We start from the raw sequence: 18,317 nt of genomic DNA on the forward strand, positions 1-18,317 counted from the left end.
GCCTGATCGTCGCGCAGGTACTTTTCATGCAAGGCTTGATACCGCCTCGCGACCGAATCGGTCCCTTTGATACCGGAGCCCCCATGCAAAGCCCTCCCCATGATCCCGGCAGCGCCCTGGCCATTCGGACCCAGTATCGCCAGTCGCAAAGCCGTGCCGCGCGCCTGGGCCTGCTGCTGGGCACCGGCCATGAACTGACCCGGCTACCGCTGGCCCAGATGCGCCAGCGCGTGGTGCAACGGGCCTGTGCGTTCATGGCCATGGATCACGGCCTGCTGTTGGAGTGGACGGCGGATGACCCGCTGCGCACCCTCGCCAGCCATGGCAGCGGCGAGCGCCTGGAACGGCTCGCCAGCCTCGCCCATTCGCCTTCGGCCGACCCGCAATGGCTGGAGTGCCCCGGCAGCGTCCTGCCGCAAGTGCTGCGCGTGCCCTTGCGCACCTCCGACGGCGCGGTATCCCGAGTCTTGCTGCTGGGCAACAGCGTGACCATCACGGCGCCGGACAACGAAGACATCGACTCGCTGCAACTGCTGGCGACACTGTTGGCCGCGCATCTGGAGAACCATCGGCTGCTCGAAGCGCTCCAGGCCCGGGAGCGCACCATGTCGGAGCTGGTCCATCGCCTGTTCAGTGCCCAGGAGGACGAGCGCAAGCGCGTGGCCTACGACCTGCACGACGGCCTGGCGCAGAATCTGGCCGGCCTGCATCAACGCTTGCAGGGCTTCGCCGGGCGCTGCCCCTCCCTGCCTCCGGAGCTGGCGAACGAGTTGCAGACCATCCTGGCCCTGGCCAAGGGCTGCGTCGGTGAAGGCCGGCAATTGATCGGCGGCCTGCGCCCCCATGTGCTGGATGACTTTGGCCTGTACAAGGCTGTCGACAAGGAAGCCGATCGCCTGCGCGAGGCGGGACTGGCGGTGAGCTGGGACGATCACAGCGCCGCCCGCCTGCCCGGCGCGGTAGAGATCGCCCTGTTCCGCATCGCGCAGGAGGGTATCAACAATATCCTCAAGCACGCCCAGGCCAGCCATGCGCGCCTGGGCTTGTCGGTGAGCGACGGCCAGGCCTGCCTGCGGGTCGAGGACGACGGCCGTGGCTTCGCCCTGCGGCAACCTGTCGAAACCAATGGCCGCTGCCACCTGGGGCTGGCCGCGATGCAAGAGCGCGCCAGCCTTCTGGGAGGGCAATTGAGCTGTTCGAGCGACCCCCTGGGCGGGACCCGACTGCTGATCCGCGTACCACTGCCCGCCCATGGAGAGCAGCCATGACCGCGCCCATACGCCTGTTGCTGGCCGACGATCATGAAGTCACGCGCACCGGGTTCATCGCCATGCTCGCCGCAAGCGAAGGTTTCGAGGTGGTCGGCCAGGCCCGAGATGGCCAGGAAGCCCTGGACCTGTGCGAGCGGCTGCGCCCGGACATCGCCATCCTCGACATCCGCATGCCGGTGCTCAACGGCCTGGGCGCGGCGCGCCTCCTGCGACAACGCCAGCCCTTCATCAAAGTCATGATCTTCACCATGGACGACAGCCCCGACCACCTGGAAGCAGCCATCGATGCCGGTGCCGTTGGCTACCTGCTCAAGGACGCCAGCCGCGAGGAAGTGCTGGATGCCCTCCGGCGGGTGGCCCGGGGCGAAGAGACCTTGAACAGCGCCGTCAGCGCCCGCTTGCTGCGGCGCATGGCCGAGCGCGGAGGCAGCGCCGCCGCTCAATTGCAGGCCCTCACGACCCGGGAACGCCAGGTGCTGGGCCTGGTGGCGGGCGGTTTCAGCAACCGGGAAATCGGCGAAAAGCTCGGCATCGCCCCCGGCACCGCCAAGGCCCATGTGGAGCGGGTCATCGGCAAGCTGGGCGCCGCCGACCGGACCCAGGCCGCGGTGCGCGGCATCGCCCTGGGCCTGGTGGCGCAACCCGCCGGGCAATGGCCATGAAGCTGCGGATCACGCGTCGCTGGGACGACTTGCCCCTGCGAGGCAAGGCCCTGGTGGTGATTTCCCTGCCGCTGGTGGTGCTGTTGCTGTCGCTGGTGCTGATCTACTTCACCGAACGCCAGACTGCCCGCGCCGAGGAGGACGTTCGCCGGGTGTTGCGGGTCCAGGGTGATATCCAGGCGGTCCATACCCTGCTGGCCGAAGCAGCGGCCAGCGTGAGGGGCTACCTGTTGACCCGCCGCGAGGACTTCCTGCCCGGCTACGAAAAGGCCACGTCGCTGATCCAGGCCGCCCTGCAACGCCTGGACCACAACATCCGCGACGCCAGCGTGCGCGATCATCTGCAGACCATCACGCCGCTGATCGAGGAGAAACTCGACGGATTGGCGGCGCTGCGCAACGGCAGGACCGATGACACCGAGGCCATCACGGCGATCCTGATCGAAAACAAGCAGGTGCTGGACGTGCTGCGCGAACAGATCAACGCCATGCGCATCCGTGAGGACGCCCTGCTCGACGAACGCAGCGCCGCCGCCTCGGCCACCCGCATGCGCCTGCTGTTCGCCACGTTGCTGGCGGCGGTGTGCGGTCTGTTCGGTGCGATAGTCGCGGTGCTGTTCCTGTCCAAGGGCATCGTTGCCCGGGTGCAGCAGGTGCAAGGCAACGCCCAGCGCCTGGCCCTGGGCCAACCCTTGCTGCCGCAACCACCGGAACAGGACGAGATCGGGCAGTTGGGCACCCGCCTGGTGGAGGCCGGGCAACTGCTGGCCGAGCGCGAGCGGGCGCTGCGGGACAACGAGGAACGGCTGCGGCTGATCATCGACGGCGTGAAGGACTACGGGATCTTCGCGCTGGATGCCCAGGGCCACGTGATCACCTGGAATGCCGGCGCCGAGCGGATCAAGGGCTATACCGAACAGGAAATCCTCGGTCGGCATTTTTCCCTGTTCTACCTGGCCGAGGAATGCCCGGCACATCCGGACATGGCCCTGCGCGAAGCCACCCGCGACGGCCATTACATGGAAGAAGGCTGGCGCTGTCGCAAGGATGGCAGTCGCTTCTGGGCCAGCGTGGTCATCACGGCCCAATACGACGCCACCGGCGCCCTGCGCGGTTTCTCCAAGATCACCCGGGACATCACCGACCGGCGTGCCGCCGAGATCGCCCTGGGCACTGCCCGCGAAGAAGCGGAAAGCGCCAGCCGGGCCAAGAGCGAGTTTCTGTCGCGCATGAGCCATGAGTTGCGCACGCCCCTCAATGCCATCCTCGGCTTCGCGCAGTTGCTGGACATGGACTCCACGGCCGGGCAGCGCCCCCAGGTCAGCCATATCCTGCGCGCCGGCCAGCACCTGCTGGCGCTGATCAACGAGGTGCTGGACATCGCCCGCATCGAGGCCGGCCGCCTGCCGCTGAATATCGAGCCCATCGCTCTGTCGGCGGTCCTGCACGAGGCCCTGACGCTGGTTTCGCCCATGGCCGCCGACGCCGGCATTCGTCTCGTCGAACTGCCGCCGCTTCCGGAGGGCACTGGTGTGCGGGCCGACCGTCAGCGCCTGGTCCAGGTGCTGCTCAACCTGCTGTCCAACGCCATCAAGTACAACCGTCCCGGCGGCGAGGTGCGCATCGAAGTGACCGCCCAGGCCCATCAGGTCAGCATCGCCGTCAGCGATACCGGGCACGGCATTGCCCTCGATCAACTGGCGCAGTTGTTCAAGCCGTTCGAACGCCTGGACGCCGATCCCCAGGTCGAGGGCACCGGCCTCGGACTGTCCCTGAGCAAGAGCCTGCTGGAAATGATGCAGGGCAGCCTCCAGGTGCACAGCGTGCCGCAACAGGGTTGCTGCTTTACCCTGCTGTTGCCGGCCGCCCAGGTGAGCGACAGCCATTCGGCGCCCATCGCGCCCCTGGCGGTGGCCCGCCCACCCGTCCAGTACCACGGCAAGGTCCTGTGCATCGAAGACAACCTTTCGAGCCTCGCGCTGATCGAGACCCTGATGCAACGCCGTCCGGGCATCCAGCTGCTGTCGAGCATGCAGGGCCAGATGGGCCTGGACCTGGCGCGCCAGCACGCGCCGCAACTGATCCTGCTGGACGTGACCCTGCCGGACCTGGAGGGCCTGGAAGTCTTGCGTCGCTTGCGCCAGTCCCCCGCCACTGCCGCGACGCCGGTGCTGATGATCACCGCCGACGCCAGCGACCTGACCCACCGAGCCCTGCAGGATGCCGGCGCCACGGCGATCCTGACCAAACCCATTCACATCCAGGCCTTCCTGGCCCATCTTGAGCACTATCTGCCGGAGCCCGCATGAACCGCGACCTGCGCATCCTGATCGTCGACGATCAGCGCCCCAACCTGGACCTGATGGAGCAATTGCTGGCCCGCGAAGGCCTGCATAATGTGCTGAGCAGCACAGAACCGCTGCGCACCCTCGACCTGTTCAACAGCTTCGAGCCGGACCTGGTGATCCTTGACCTGCACATGCCCGCCTTCGACGGCTTCGCCGTACTGGAACAGCTCAACCGCCGCATACCGGCCAACGACTACCTGCCGATCCTGGTCCTGACCGCCGACGCGACCCGGGACACCCGTCTGCGGGCGCTGGCCCTGGGCGCGCGGGACTTCATCAGCAAGCCCCTGGATGCGCTGGAAACCATGCTACGCATCTGGAACCTGCTGGAGACCCGCGCGCTGTACAAGGCGTTGCGCACCTTGATCCCATCCCAGCAGATCGAACTGCTGCGCCAGCATCGGCCCGCCGACCCGGCCTAGGCGCTGTACCGCGAACCTTGCGTGGACGGTTGTCCGCAGCTCATTTGATCCGATAGTGGAAGGTATTGCGCACCGCCGGCACGGTCACCGCCTTGCCATCGATGATCCGGGGCTGATAACGAAAGCCCTGGGCCGCGGCCAGGGACGGACGGATGAACAGTGGATGGCAACCGTCGAGTACCTTGGGATTATCGATGCGCCCATCCGGCGTCACGCTGTATTCCACCGTGCAGTCGCCTTCCAGGCCTTTGTCCAGGGCACGCTGCGGATAATCCGGGGCTTGCTTGCTCAACGGCTGGTAGCTGCGGCTGTCGGCGGCAGCCAGGCGGGCCTGCTCGGCCTGGTGTTGCCGGGCCAGTTCATCGGCCTGCCTGGCCTGGCGTTGTTGTTCGGCGGCCTGCTGGGCTTCCTGCAAGTGCCGCTCATGCTCCGCACGCCGCTCGTTCTCTACGCGCTCGCGTTGCTGTCGGGCCTGTTGCTCGCGTTTGTGCTCCTCTACCCGTTTGCGCGCCAAGGCTGCCTGTTCCAGTTTTCGCGCCTGGAGGCTCGGGTCCGGGATGGGCTTGGCCGTTTCGGGCCGGGGCATCTCGGCCGGCGCCGGGACGGACTCCACCGGTTGCGCTGCCACAGGTTCCAGCGGGGCCGGGGCGGCCGCCTCGGGCGCGGGGGCCAGCATCACCCATTGCGTGCGTAGCACCCGGGCTGCCTCCGCGGCAGGCTTTTCCACGCTCCAACCCAGTACCAGCAAGGCCGCCACGGCAGCGTGCAGGGCCACGGCGAGCCCGGCCGCCAGGCTGTTTTGCCAGAAACGGTGGCTGGCCGCTACCGGCAGGTTCATGGAAGAACTGTGCATGATCATCGCCGTCATTGCGGCGCCTCGGTCACCAGTCCCAGGTTGCTCACGCCGCCCTGCTGCAAGGCGGCCATGGCGGCGACGACCCGGCCGTAATCGGCATGATCGTCGGCCCGGATATACACCTGGGTGTCGCTGCGCTCGGCAACCACCTGGGCCACCTTGGCCCGCATCTGCTCAAGGTCCACGGCGCTGTCGGTCTGGTGTCGGGTGTCCAGTTCGTCGCCCAGGTTCCAGTAGTAGCCGCCTTCGGCCTTGACCGACAGGGTCAGGATCCGCTGGCGACTGTCGTTGGCCAGTGCCTCGCTCGCGACCTTGGGCAGTTCTATCTTCACACCCTGGGTCAGCATGGGCGCGGTGACCATGAAAATCACCAGCAGCACCAACATCACGTCGATGTAAGGCACCACGTTCATTTCGGCCTTGGGCCCGTGCTTGCGTTGTGGCTTGACTAGCATCTGCCCTCTCCTTTCAAGCGACCGAAGCCAGGTTCACCGGGGCGCCGTGCAGCTTGCGATGCAGACGGGCCTGCAACTCGTTGCCGAAGGCGTAGTAGCAGGTCAGCAGGGTCTGGCCACGGGCGGCGAACCGGTTGTACGCGATCACCGCCGGGATTGCGGCGAACAGGCCGATGGCCGTGGCGATCAGCGCTTCGGCGATGCCCGGCGCTACCGTGGAGAGGCTGGCCTGCTGTACCTGGGACAGGCCGAGGAATGCGTTCATGATCCCCCAGACGGTGCCGAACAGACCGATGTAGGGGCTGACCGAACCGACGGTGGCGAGCAATTGCAGGCCCTTTTCCAGTTGCACTTCCTGCTCGCTGATCGCCACTTGCAGCGAACGCTCCACCCCTTCGAGCACCACCTCGGGTTGGCAGGAAGGCTGGTGGAACTGAGTGAAGGCCAGCAGGCCTGCCTGGAAAATCGGCGTGATGCCGCCGTCCACGTCCCTGGCCTGGGCACTTTCGCGGTACAGGGGCAACAGGTCCTGGCTGCTGCGAAAACGCTGCATGAAACCCTTGAGCTGTCGCTCGTTGCGTTGCAGCACCGTGCTGCGCTGGATGATCAGGTACCAGCTCGACAGCGACGCCAGCAACAGCGTGAGCATGACCGCCTTGACCAGCAGACTCGCGTCGCCGATAAGGCCCCAGATCGTCATGTGTTCCAAAGTGGCTTGCATGGGTAGAACTCCTGTCTGGCTGCTATTCGATGAAATGTTCGTGACCGGTTGATGACAGCGTCGCTCAAGGCAGGCGCAGCGCCCTGGCGATATCGGCCCAGGGCACGAACTTGAAGTTCTGGGCCTGTTCGGGCATGCGCTTGCGTCCGTCCTGGACCACCAGCATCCCCTGGCTCCAGGGCCCGCCGAGGTTGACCGAAGTGACTTCCAGGCCGTCGGTTTCCGAGGCGCCGTCGATACCCGCCGCCGCATTCAAGCCGACCCGGAAAGCACCGCGTACGGCGAAAGGCGGCGCGGCATCGAGCACCAGGTAGCTGTCGTTGCCCTGGCTGGACACCACCAGGTAATCGCCGCCGTCGCCTCGGTACAGGGCCATGCCTTCGACGTCGGCGTGCAGTTGCGGGCCGACTTCGATCACGCGGGTCAAGGTGGCCGGCTGGTCGGCCCGGGCATCCACGGCCCAGACGCCGACGTCTTCCTCCCCCAGGAACAACCGCTGATGGCGCTCATCGGCCACGCAGCCTTCAGGCTGGCTATCGACGCTGAACTGGCGCACCAACTCGCCCTTGACCAGCCCATCCGGGGCGCTGAGGCGATATTGCAGGTAGCGGCCGTCCTTGCCGTTGACGAAGGCATACAACTCGCCCTCGGCGGGCTGGAACAGGCAGATGCCGTAGATGTCCTCCAGCGGCGTGGGGACCTCGCCCGCTTCGCGCAGCTCGCCACTGGCGCGGTCGATGCTGAACAGGCTCAGGCTGTTGCGGTCGCGGTTACTGGCCACCGCCAGGTCGACGGTTTGCATGCCGAGTTTGAAATTGGCCCGCAAGTCGACGTTGTTCAGACGCCCCACCGACAGCTCCTGCAGCAATTTGCCTTGCAGGTCGTAGGCGAGCAGCCCTTGCTTCTTGTTGGTGCCCAGCACCCGGCTCGCCCCGGGCGTCGTCGGGTGCACCCAGATCGCCGGGTCATCCGCGGCGTCGCCCTGGCGAGCCACCGGTTCGCTCTGGGCGACGGCAGCCACGCTGGGCAACACCGGCGCCAGCGCTACCGGCGCCGGTTGCCAGCGGATTTCGCCCTGGTACAGCTGGCCGTTGTCGTCGTCCCGCAGTAGCACTTCGAGCGCGTCTTTTGTCAACCGTGCCGCCAGGCCTTCCGGCTCTTTCAGGCCTGCCAGGGCCAGGATGCCCTGGGACGTCCATCCCGCGTCCGTTTGCTGGTACAGATGCAATTGCGCGGCGTCGGGATCGAGGCCCAGCATGCCCCCCGGCATCACCGCCATGGCACCTGCCGTCTGCCGGATATCCCCGAACGGCGTGCGCATCGCCACGGGCATCCGCACGGTCTCGGCTTCAGCGGACGCCGGATAGGCCCACCAGCCGACCCGCTCTTCGTTGACGAACAACTGGCCGGCGGCGTCCTGCACCTGGCAGGTCTTGGCGTCCGGTGGCAATGGCAGACCGCGCACGCGCTGGGGCTTCGCACTCAATTGCCCGTCGGCGCCTACCAGCCATTGTTCGCCCTTGCCCTCTTCGCCCACCAGGAACACGAACAGGTTGCTCGCCTCATCGCGGTACAGGCACAGGCCGTTGACCGGAAAGTCCCGGGTGGGCAGGTACACCGGCGCCCCCCATCGGCGGCCCTTGGGGTCGAGGTTGACCAGTACCGCCTGCTGGCGCGTGCTGTCGAGGCTGGCGACCAGCACGTCGGTGCCGAGGGTGCGGCTGTCGAGGCCTTCGAAACGACCCTTCAGGCGCGCCAGTTCGCGACCTCGGGCATCGAGCAGCAGCAGCCCGTCGCGCCCGGCGGCCAGGCGTTCGCGGGTCTGCTCGCCGGGCAGGAACGTCAGCGCATCCAGGGAAAGTGCCTGGTTCGGCGCCCAGGGTTGCAGCGTCAGGCCGGGGCTGGCTGGAGCCGCCAGGGCCGGGCCGGTGGCCAGGCCGATCAACATTGCCAGCCAATAGTGCTTGGAAAAACCGATATTCATATCCAACGCAAAATCCTTGTCATCGAGCCGGGCTCAAAGTGGTTTTTATTTACCTTGTGGCGAGAGGGTTTCGCTGAGTCCCCTCGCCACAGAAAGATCAGCCCCGTCATTCAGAAATGCGTGAAGGTCAGCCCCAGCTTGTAGGTCGGGCCGTACTCCTCGTACTGGCCGTTGTAGGAGCGATGCCCGGTGTAGACGAAATACGGCTCGTCGGTGAGGTTCTGGGCCTCCAGGCTGACCTGCAGGTTCTTGGTCAGCGAATAGCGGGCGCTGAAGTCGACGAAGGTCTGGGCATCGACGTGCAGGTCGTGATCGCGGTCGCCGATGGACGCCAGTTCGAACAGATACGCCGACTTGTAGTTGGCCGACAGGCGCAGGCTCAGCTTGTCGTCTTCCCAGCCCAGCATCAGGTTGCCAACCGTGTCGGACTGGTTCGGCAGATCGATGCTGCGCTTGCGCTGGGTACCGCTGGCCTGGTCGAAGCCTTCGATTTCGGCATCCGAACGACTGAAGGTGGCATTGGCACCCAGCAGCAGGCCGTTCCAGGGCGCCGGCAGCCAGTCGATTTTTTGTGAGTAGGCCAGTTCCAGGCCATACAACTTGGCGCTGTCGCCGTTGGCATAGCTGTGGGCTTCGGCAAAATCCGTCCAGGCGCCGGTGCCGGCCAGGTCGGTGTTGTAGACGAAGTGCTTGATGTCCTTGTAGAACACGAAGGCCGAGACGGTCCCGGCATGGCCCATGAAATGCTCGATGCCCAGGTCCAGGTTGCTCGACTCCAGCGGCTTGAGGTCCGGGTTGCCGAAGGTTGCCTCGTCATCGTCGATGACGAAGCCCGGCGCCAGTTGCCCAAAGGTCGGACGCACCACGGATTTGGTCCAGGCCGCACGGACCTGGGTGTTCTTGTCCAGCTGGTAGCGCGCGTGCAGTCCTGGCAGCCAGTGGTGGTACTTGCGACGGGTCTGGGTGTCAGTGAATACGCCGTCGGTGGCGCCGGTGCCCTTGGCTTCGAATTCGGTGCCTTCGTAGCGCATGCCGGCGATGAAGCGCCAGTCGTCGATGTCGACGGTGTTCATCAGGTACGCGGCATTGATGTCTTCGCTCATCTTGAAGTCGTTGACCCGGGACTCCTGCTCGTCGAAAAACGCATCGCGATCCAGGCCGCCCAGCAATTGCTTGATGGCACCGGGGCTGATGCCCGGTCCGTAATGCCCGAGGCGGTAGTCCACATTGCCTTTCTGGAATTGCCCGAGGTTGAGCTGTTCGTCGGTGAAGCCCAGGTCATCGAAGTCTTCATAGACCCAGGCGTCCAGGTCGTTGTCCTTGTCGCGCCGGCTCACCTTGCCGCCGAACTTGACCTGGGAGGCATAGCCGCTCAAGTCATAGTCCCGGGCCAGGTCCAGGCGCAGGTTTTTCTCGGTGTCGGTGGTTTTCTGTTCCTCCCAGTCCACCTTGTCGAGGCTGAAGTTGGTCGGGTCGTAGAATCCCGGGCCGATGATCGGCCGCGGCTTGTCGCTGTCGTAGAAACCACCGTCGAAACCGTCGATACCCTTGAAGGTGGCGCCGGCGATATGGCCCGGGCTGTCCTCGCTGGAGCGGCTGTAGCCGCCCTGGCCGCTGAGGGTCCAGAGGCCGAACATGCGCTCGCCACCCAGCACGTAGGACTGGATTTCCTGGGTTTCCTCCCGCTGCTTGAGTTTGCGCTCGCCTTCGGCAGCCCCCACCTCGCCCGGCGCTTGCGGGTCGTCGAAGGCAATGCTGGCGGCATTGCGCACTTCGCTGTCCTTGTAGCGGCTGTACAGGGTGCGCAGGTAATAGCTGCTGAAGTCGTCGGGCTTGTAGTCGAAGTTCAAACCGCCCCCGGCCCGTTCACGGCGGATGTCGTAGTCGCGCTGTTCGAACTCTTCGAGCCGCGAGCCTTGCTCGAAATCCCAGGCGCCCCCGGTTTCGACGTTGTCCGAACCGAAGTCGCGCTTCTGCCAGCTGAGCGCGGCGGCCACACCGAAGTTGTCGATGCCATCGCCCAGGCTGAAGCGGTCGCTGGCGGCACCGGAGAATTTCGGGCTGGTCTGGCCGGTGTTCTTGTCGTAGCTGGCTTCGCTGCTCCCGGTATAGAACAGGCCCTTGTGGTCGAAGGCCGAGAGGCTTTTCACATCCACCGTGCCGCCGAGGGAGTTGGCGTCCATGTCTGGCGTCAGGGTCTTGATCACCGACAGCGACTGCACCAGCTCCGATGGCAATACGTCCAGCGCCACGGCCCGTCGTTCGCTTTCCGGGGCCGGCACCAGCGTGCCGTTGATGGTCACACTGTTGAGGTCCGGCCCCAGGCCCCGCACGCTGACAAACCGTCCCTCGCCCTGGTCGCGCTCCACGGCGACACCGGGCAGGCGCTGCACCGCCTCGGCGACGTTCTCGTCCGGCAACTGCGCCACGCCGTCGGCATGCACCACGCTCTTGATGCTGTCGGCGCTGCGCTGTTCCTTGAGGGCCTGATCGATACTGGCCGCCTGCCCCACCACTTCAACGTGTTCCGTGGCGCCGGCGGACTGCTCTGCGGCGTTCAGTCGTTCACTGGCGATGGCCATCGCCAACGCGGTGAACGTGAAGCCCACGAGCCCGGCAGTGCTTGTGCGGTGATGCATGATGGTCCTCCCCGGAATCCGAAATCCGCCAGGCAATGGCCCGGCAACTGGGAGGGCACGCTAGGGCCGGGCAATGACGGTTCTGTGACAGCGGGGCCGAGCCAGAGGACGATATCGGCGATTCAGACGGGTTGGTCGGCCGAAGTGAGCTGAAATGACCTCTTCCCTGCGGCCCGATGAAGCTGAAGACGCTGACCTCGTGGCGAGGGGATCGATCCCCGTTGGGCTGCACAGCAGCCCTGTAGCGCTGATTGCATGGCGCGACAGGTATGCCGGCCGGGAGCGCATCGCCTCCCAACGGGGATCAATCCCCGCGCCACAATGGGAGAGATGCGGCCTCCCTGCAGCAAAAAAACCGGACAACCGATGAGCTGATTCGACCTCCCCCAGGCATTCGCCCGTCGTCACCGCACTGTCACATTCATCTGCTGTGCTGGGCCGCATTCCGCTTCTGGCAAAGGATTCCGGCCATGTTCTGCGTGCTCCGCCCGCATCGTTTCAAACTCGCCCTGCTGCTCTTGGCCGCCAACCTCGGGTTGATCCTGCACCTGGCCTGTGGCGAGCTCAAACCCGTCGCACAATGGGTCTGGCTGGACATCCTGGGCGAAGGCGGCTCGGCGCTGCTGGCACTGGTCTGGCTGGGCCTGGTGCTCAAGAGCCGGCCGGCCGGCCGTGTGACCAACTACCTGATCCTGGGCCTGGGCTGCATCTTCTTTTCCTGGTGGATCGACAGCCTCGACGAGTTCATCCATCTGCCCGACAGCATCACCTGGGATCATTGGCTGGAATCCGGCCCGATGCCGGTGGGCATGATCCTGCTGACCCTCGGCATCTACCACTGGCACCGCGAGCAACTGGCAATCAACGGCCAGATGGAAAAGCGCGAACGACTGTTCCGCGAGCACCGCTTGTTCGACAAGCTCACGCCCCTGGGCGGCGCGGACTTCCTCAAGCACGAATTGTCCGCCTGCCTGGAAGATAGCCGGCGCCGCCAGCAACCGCTGTCGCTGCTGGCCCTGGACCTGGACAACTTCACCGCCATCAACCAGCGTTTCGGCCACGGCGAGGGCGATGCAGTGCTTCAGGCCGTCAGCCAGTTGCTGGTGCTGAACCTGCGCCGCCAGGACCTGCTGTGCCGGCTGGCTGGCGATCGTTTCGTGGTGCTGTTGCCCGACACCGGCGAAAGCCAGGCCCGGCGCCTGGCCGCAGAGTTGCAGGACGCGGTGCGCAGCCTGGCTCACAAGACCCGGCAACACGGCGAACGCCTGCAACTGCTGGCCAGTGCGGCGGTGGTGATGGCGTTCGACGAATCCCCCGAGGCCCTGCTCAAACGTCTCAACCTGGCGCTGGCCCAATCCCGGCCCACCCTGGCGAAAAGCGCCTGAGGCTGCGCCATGACCATCAAGACCTGCTGGTACGAGACCGACTGCCGCTTCATTCCGGGGCACTATCAGCCTGCCGCGCTGATCGACCTGGCGCTGTCGCGGGACATCGACAGCCATCGCCTGCTGCGCGGCACCGGGTTGTTCCATGACGATATCCTGGCCGGCCGCAGCCGCATCAGCCCGCAGCAGTTTCTTGGCCTGATCGAGAACAGTCGGCGCCTGCTGGATGCCAGCGACAGCAGTTTCCTCTTCGGCCAGCGGCTGTTACCCGGGCACTACGGGCCGGCCAGCCATGCCTTGCGCCATGCGCCGAACCTGCACCAGGCCCTGCAGACCCTGATCGAGCAACAGGCGCTGCTCAGTCCGCTGGCCGCACCACGCCTGCTGCTGGATGAGCATTACGCCTACGTCCACTGGCTGGACAGCTGCGGCGCCCATGACCAGTGGCGCTTCGTGCTGGAAGCGAGCATGACCTCGATGATCGCGATGAGCACCTGGCTGAGCGGCGAACGCCTGCCGTGGCAATGCAGCTTTCGCCACAGCGAGCCGCGTTATGTGGAGCAATACTGGGTGCATCTGGGGGAACAGACACAGTTCGACCGGCCCCTGGACCTGATGCGCCTGCCCCGCCACTGCCTGGCCCAGCCCTGGCCCGACGCTTCGGCCACCGCCGGCCAGGTGGCACGGATCGAAGCCCGGGAACAGCTCGATCACCTGGGCTTCACCGCCAGTTTCCTCGACTGCGTCTACGAGTACTTGCGTGCCCATGTGCGCCAGACCCCGAGCCTGGAGCAGACCGCCCAAGCGTTTGCCATGAGCCCGGCCACCCTCAAGCGCAAGTTGCACAAGCACCACACCGGGTTTCAGCAACAGGTGGACCGGGTGCATACCCATGTGGCCTTGTACCTGTATCAGGTCAAGGGCTTCAGCAATGAAGAGGTGGCGCAGTACCTGAGCTTCAATGACACCGCGAACTTCCGGCGCTCGTTCAAGCGCTGGACCGGCAGCACGCCCAACCTGATTCGCCAACTGCTGATGCTGGGCTGACACCTATTGGTTGCCAAGGTCGGAGCGACCTGTGGCAAGGAGCTTCATCCCCTTGCCACAGAGGTGATGCCGGACGGTGCCGGCAATGATTGTGCGAGCCTCAGTGCCCGCGGATGTAGTGTTCCAACTGCCGGATCAGATCGGCCTGTTCGACGATGGCCTCTTTCACCAGGTCGCCGATGGACAACAGCCCGATCAACTGCCCATTGTCCAGCACCGGCAGGTGCCGCAGATGGCTGTCGGTCATGACCTCCATGCAGCGATCGATGCTTTGCTGGCTATCGGCGGTGATCACCGGCGCACTCATGATCGTGCGCACCGGCGTGCCTACCGAGGAGCGTCCCTGCAGCACCATCTTGCGTGCATAGTCCCGTTCGCTGAACACGCCCACCACCTGGCCGTCTTCGATCACCGGCAGCGCACCGACATTTTTCTCGGCCATGATCCGCAGCGCCTCAAGCACCGTCTGCTCCGGCGCGATGCTATGGACCTGCTGGTTCTGCACGCTCTTGAGTCTTACCAGTTGAGCTGCGGTTTTCATTGCTTCCCCCCGACCTGCGGCTTGGTACGTTCGCTTAAGGGCCCTTGTGGCGAGGGAGCAGGCGCCCTCGCCACAAGAGCGGATCAGTGCTCGCCAATCTCCACCACGTCGCCGTTGAGTCGCACCGGCCATACCCGCAGGCGTTGTTCCGGGTACTCCAGGCAATGGCCGTCCTCCAGACGGAAATGCTGCTTGTACATGGGCGATGCGATCACCAGTTCACCCTTGATACTGCCCAGCAAGCCGCGACCGATGACGTTCGCGCCGGACTTGGGGTCGCGGTTGTCGATGGCGTAGAGCGGCCGGTCCACCTGCTCCGGCAAGTACAGCAGCGCCACCTGGCTGCCGTCGTGCCAGGCGACCACGCCGGAATTGGGCACCAGGTCCTGGCGACTGCACAGGGGCCGCCACTGCACCTGGGTCTGGGCGACGGGAATACGGACGACATTTGACTGGCTCATCAGAGCACCTCCTCGGTGACGGGAATCAGGTGAAGTTCGCCGGCATGAACCGGCCGGCGCTGGCCGCGTTCCCTGACGAAATGGACATCCGGGTCGCCGCGGCCATCGTTGACGAAGGTACGGAAACGCTTGAGCTTTTCCGGGTCTTTCAGGGCATTGGCCCACTCGCATTCGTAGCGGTCGACCACCAGTTGCATCTGGGCTTCGAGCTCGGTGCCCAGGCCCAGGCTGTCATGGATGATCACGTCCTTGAGGTAGTCCAGGCCGCCCTCCAGGCTTTCGCGCCAGACCGATGTGCGCTGCAGCTTGTCGGCGGTGCGGATGTAGAACATCAGGAAGCGGTCGATGTAGCGGATCAGGGCTTCGTCGTCCAGGTCGGTGGCGAACAGCTCCGCATGCCGTGGACGCATACCCCCATTACCGGCCACGTAGAGGTTCCAGCCCTTCTCGGTGGCGATCACGCCGACGTCCTTGCTCTGGGCCTCGGCGCACTCGCGGGTGCAACCGGATACGGCGAACTTGAGCTTGTGAGGCGAACGCAGGCCCTTGTAGCGATCTTCGATAGTCAGGGCCATCTGCACGCTGTCCTGCACACCGTAGCGGCACCAGGTGCTGCCGACGCAGGATTTCACCGTACGGGTGGATTTGCCGTAGGCATGCCCGGTTTCGAAGCCGGCCTCGATCAGCTCGGCCCAGATGTCCGGCAGCTGGTGCAACTGGGCGCCGAACAGGTCGATGCGCTGGCCACCGGTGATCTTGGTGTAAAGGTCATATTTCTTGGCGACCACGCCGATGGCGATCAGCTTGTCGGCGGTGATCTCGCCACCGGCGATCCGGGGCACCACCGAATAGGTACCGTTCTTCTGCATGTTCGCCATGAAGGTGTCGTTGGTGTCCTGCAACGGCACCAGTGACGGGTCCATGATCGGCTGGTTCCAGCAGGAGGCCAGGATCGAGCCAACCGCCGGCTTGCAGAGGTCGCAGCCGGTGTGCCCGCGACCGTGCTTGGCCAGCAGCTCCTCGAAACTGATGATGCCTTCCACCCGCACCAGCGCGTACAGCTCCTGCCGGGTGTAGGCGAAATGTTCGCACAGGCTCTTGTCGACGCTGACGCCACGGGCGACCAGCTCGTGTTCGAACACCTGCTTGACCAACGCGGCACAGCCGCCGCAACCGGTGCCGGCCTTGGTGTCGCACTTCAGTTGTCCGAGATCGGTGCAACCGCTGTCGATGGCCGAGCAGATCGACCCCTTGGTGACGTTGTGGCACGAGCAGATCGTGGCGGTTTCGGGCAACGCCGCCGGGCCCAGTGTCGGAGCGCCGGCAGACGACGGCAGGATCAGGCTGGCGGCATCCTTGGGCAGCGCGATGCCGTTCTGCATGTATTGCAACAGCGTGTCGTAGTAACTGTTGTCACCCACCAGCACCGCGCCGATCACTCGCTTGCCGGCGGCGTCCACCACCAGTCGCCGATAGCTGGCGCTGGTTTCGTCGATGAACTGGAAGCTGCGCGAGCCTGGGGTGTTGCCATGGGCATCACCGATGGAACCGACGTCCACGCCAAGCAGTTTCAGCTTGGTGGACATGTCGGCACCGGTGAACGGCTCGGCATTTTCACCGCACAGTCGTGCCGCGACACTGCGGGCCATCTGGTAACCCGGAGCGACCAGGCCGAAGATGCTGCCGTTCCAGGCGGCGCATTCGCCGATGGCGTAGATGTCCGGATCGCAGGTCATGCACTGGTCATCGATGACCACGCCACCGCGTGGGCCGATGGGCAATCCGCTCTGGCGCGCCAGGGCGTCCTGGGCACGGATACCGGCGGAGAACACGATGAAATCGGTTTCCAGGAAATCATCGTCACCGAAATTCATCCGGTAGCGATACTGCTCACCGGCGGTAATGGACTGGGTTCCCTTGGACAGGTGCACACCGACACCCAGCATCTCGATACGGGCCTTGAGCGCCAGGCCGCCCCGCTCGTCCAGTTGCACCGGCATCAACCGTGGCGCGAACTCCACCACATGGGCTTCCAGGCCGAGGGTCTTGAGGGCATTGGCCGCTTCCAGGCCCAACAGGCCGCCACCGACCACCACGCCGCGACGGGCATTGCCGGCAGCGGCGCGAATGGCATCGAGGTCCTCGAGGGTGCGATAGACCAGGCAGGCATCGCCTTGGGCACCCTGGATCGGTGGCACGAACGGGTAGGACCCGGTGGCGAGTACCAACTTGTCATAGCTGATGCGATCCCCGGCAATCACCACCTGGCGCGCCTGGCGATCGATCTCCTGGACCGGTACGCCCAGGTGCAGGGTGACGCCTGGCGTCTGGTACAGCGACGCTTCGCCGAGGGCCAGGGACTCGGCATCACGACCTGAAAAATACTCGGACAGGTGCACACGGTCATAGGCACGCATCGGCTCTTCGCTGAACACGTGCACGCGGTAATGGTTGAGGGCACCGCGCTCGATCAGTTGCTCGACGCAGTGATGGCCGACCATGCCATTGCCGATCACGATCAGCGTTTGCAGCTTGTTCAGGGAAGCGACGTTGGAATTCATATAAAGCACCCGACAAAAGCCCATCACGGTTTTTGAAAGCAAAAAAAAAAGACGCCTGAAACCTTGCGGTTCCAGGCGTCTTTGCCTGTTCTGTGCGGTATCGGCCCGGCGACTGCGCCTCGACCTACCGTTATTTCCCCGACCTGCTGGCGTTCGATCTTCGTTGACCGACGGGGCTGCCCACTCGATTGCATTCGCGGTGGGCCTGGTCACCCTCCTGCAGCGAGCGTGCCAAACCTTGCGTGCAACGCCTCGGTCATGCCCAGAGTGCCCAGCCGCCCCTTGTGGAATCGGGTCCTGCAGCGAACCTGTCGCCTTGGTGAGCCATGGCCAGGACCTGCGCCGCCACCGCCGACGCCTGCCTTCCCATGGTGCGAATCCTCACCTGCGGCTTCATAAAAGTGCAGCTATCCCTGCCTGGGCAAAAAATGCTGAACCATCGCCAACTCGGATTTTCACAATAGACAGGAGCCGGCCACGGCACTGCCCAGACCCAGCGCAGCCGCCAGGCCAGGTTACTGTCCAACCCGAAAGAGGAGATCAACGATGAAAGTCAATGAAATCATGAGTCGGGAAATTCGCACGGTTTCACCCGATACGCCGCTGCGCGAGATCGCACTGATCATGCGCCAGGCCGACATCGGCGCGCTGATCATCAACCAGGACGACCGCATGGCCGGGATGATCACCGACCGCGACCTGGTGATTCGCGCCATGGCCGACGGCATGGACCTGAACACCCCGGTCAGCCGGATCATGAGCGACGAGGTGCGCTACTGCTTCGAAGACGAAGAAGTCGACCATGTCGCCAAGAACATGGCCCAGCTGGAAAAACGTCGCCTGCCGGTGGTAAACCGCGACAAGCGGCTGGTGGGCATGGTGTCGCTGGCCAACGTCGCCAGCTGCAACGCCGACAAGCTCAGTGCCAACCTGCTGCGGGGCGTGGCGCGGCCTCACTGATGCT

At 65.0% G+C, this 18,317-nt stretch carries 15 protein-coding genes; 7 read left to right on the top strand and 8 right to left on the bottom strand.

All coding sequences use genetic code 11. The features are described from left to right. Window positions 1-83: 83 nt before the first annotated feature. The 4 genes from BT179_RS10660 to BT179_RS10675 are packed head-to-tail and all read left to right on the top strand — an operon-like array spanning window position 84 to window position 4,703. A complete protein-coding gene (locus BT179_RS10660) occupies window positions 84-1,268 on the top strand; it encodes a sensor histidine kinase (RefSeq protein WP_072431003.1) in 1,185 nt (394 codons plus the stop codon). After that, window positions 1,265-1,933 carry a response regulator gene (locus BT179_RS10665; protein WP_072431004.1) on the top strand — a complete coding sequence of 223 codons (669 nt, stop codon included), beginning with the start codon at window positions 1,265-1,267 and terminating at the stop codon, window positions 1,931-1,933. Before BT179_RS10660 ends, BT179_RS10665 begins: the two co-directional genes overlap by 4 nt. Then, the gene (locus BT179_RS10670; RefSeq protein WP_072431005.1) at window positions 1,930-4,242 is read left to right on the top strand and encodes an ATP-binding protein; all 2,313 of its coding nucleotides are present in this window, start codon (window positions 1,930-1,932) and stop codon (window positions 4,240-4,242) included. Before BT179_RS10665 ends, BT179_RS10670 begins: the two co-directional genes overlap by 4 nt. Further along, the gene (locus tag BT179_RS10675; protein ID WP_072391594.1) at window positions 4,239-4,703 is read left to right on the top strand and encodes a response regulator; all 465 of its coding nucleotides are present in this window, start codon (window positions 4,239-4,241) and stop codon (window positions 4,701-4,703) included. Before BT179_RS10670 ends, BT179_RS10675 begins: the two co-directional genes overlap by 4 nt. A 40-nt stretch (window positions 4,704-4,743) precedes the next feature. On the opposite strand, the gene BT179_RS10680 is transcribed toward BT179_RS10675, so the two are convergent. The 5 genes from BT179_RS10680 to BT179_RS10700 all read right to left on the bottom strand — a co-directional run bounded on the left by BT179_RS10680 (window position 4,744) and on the right by BT179_RS10700 (window position 11,358). Next, a complete protein-coding gene (locus BT179_RS10680; protein WP_072431006.1) occupies window positions 4,744-5,571 on the bottom strand; it encodes an energy transducer TonB in 828 nt (275 codons plus the stop codon). After that, entirely contained in the window at window positions 5,568-6,014 is a 447-nt protein-coding gene (gene tolR / locus BT179_RS10685) for a protein TolR (protein ID WP_072391587.1), read from the bottom strand. Before tolR ends, BT179_RS10680 begins: the two co-directional genes overlap by 4 nt. A 13-nt stretch (window positions 6,015-6,027) precedes the next feature. Beyond that, window positions 6,028-6,735: a protein TolQ gene (gene tolQ, locus BT179_RS10690; protein WP_072391584.1), complete on the bottom strand. Its 708-nt coding sequence runs from the start codon at window positions 6,733-6,735 to the stop codon at window positions 6,028-6,030. A 64-nt stretch (window positions 6,736-6,799) separates the two neighbouring features. Beyond that, window positions 6,800-8,719 (bottom strand): phytase, encoded by a 1,920-nt coding sequence (locus BT179_RS10695; protein WP_072431007.1) that lies wholly within the window; start codon window positions 8,717-8,719, stop codon window positions 6,800-6,802. A 110-nt stretch (window positions 8,720-8,829) separates the two neighbouring features. Then, window positions 8,830-11,358, bottom strand: coding sequence for a TonB-dependent receptor (locus tag BT179_RS10700; protein WP_072431008.1), 2,529 nt, complete (start codon window positions 11,356-11,358; stop codon window positions 8,830-8,832). A 470-nt stretch (window positions 11,359-11,828) separates the two neighbouring features. Between BT179_RS10700 and BT179_RS10705 the strand changes: the two genes are divergently transcribed. Both BT179_RS10705 and BT179_RS10710 read left to right on the top strand, forming a co-directional pair. Further along, complete coding sequence (locus BT179_RS10705) at window positions 11,829-12,743, top strand: GGDEF domain-containing protein (protein ID WP_072431009.1); 915 nt, start codon at window positions 11,829-11,831, stop codon at window positions 12,741-12,743. Between the two features lie 9 nt (window positions 12,744-12,752). Next, window positions 12,753-13,790: an AraC family transcriptional regulator gene (locus BT179_RS10710; RefSeq protein WP_072391573.1), complete on the top strand. Its 1,038-nt coding sequence runs from the start codon at window positions 12,753-12,755 to the stop codon at window positions 13,788-13,790. 100 nt (window positions 13,791-13,890) lie between these two features. Here BT179_RS10710 and BT179_RS10715 read toward each other — a convergent pair whose 3' ends face one another. The 3 genes from BT179_RS10715 to nirB all read right to left on the bottom strand — a co-directional run bounded on the left by BT179_RS10715 (window position 13,891) and on the right by nirB (window position 17,353). Then, window positions 13,891-14,331, bottom strand: coding sequence for a CBS domain-containing protein (locus BT179_RS10715; RefSeq protein WP_072391571.1), 441 nt, complete (start codon window positions 14,329-14,331; stop codon window positions 13,891-13,893). An 83-nt stretch (window positions 14,332-14,414) separates the two neighbouring features. Then, window positions 14,415-14,792: a nitrite reductase small subunit NirD gene (gene nirD, locus BT179_RS10720; protein ID WP_072391568.1), complete on the bottom strand. Its 378-nt coding sequence runs from the start codon at window positions 14,790-14,792 to the stop codon at window positions 14,415-14,417. Then, on the bottom strand, window positions 14,792-17,353 hold the full coding sequence (nirB, locus tag BT179_RS10725; protein WP_072431010.1) for a nitrite reductase large subunit NirB: 2,562 nt from the start codon (window positions 17,351-17,353) through the stop codon (window positions 14,792-14,794). Before nirB ends, nirD begins: the two co-directional genes overlap by 1 nt. 546 nt (window positions 17,354-17,899) lie before the next feature. Between nirB and BT179_RS10730 the strand changes: the two genes are divergently transcribed. Continuing rightward, window positions 17,900-18,313 carry a CBS domain-containing protein gene (locus BT179_RS10730; protein ID WP_053156782.1) on the top strand — a complete coding sequence of 138 codons (414 nt, stop codon included), beginning with the start codon at window positions 17,900-17,902 and terminating at the stop codon, window positions 18,311-18,313. Window positions 18,314-18,317: the final 4 nt, after the last annotated feature.

Origin of the sequence: Pseudomonas sp. NFACC43 (genome assembly GCF_900119645.1) — a bacterium.
Taxonomy (GTDB): domain Bacteria; phylum Pseudomonadota; class Gammaproteobacteria; order Pseudomonadales; family Pseudomonadaceae; genus Aquipseudomonas.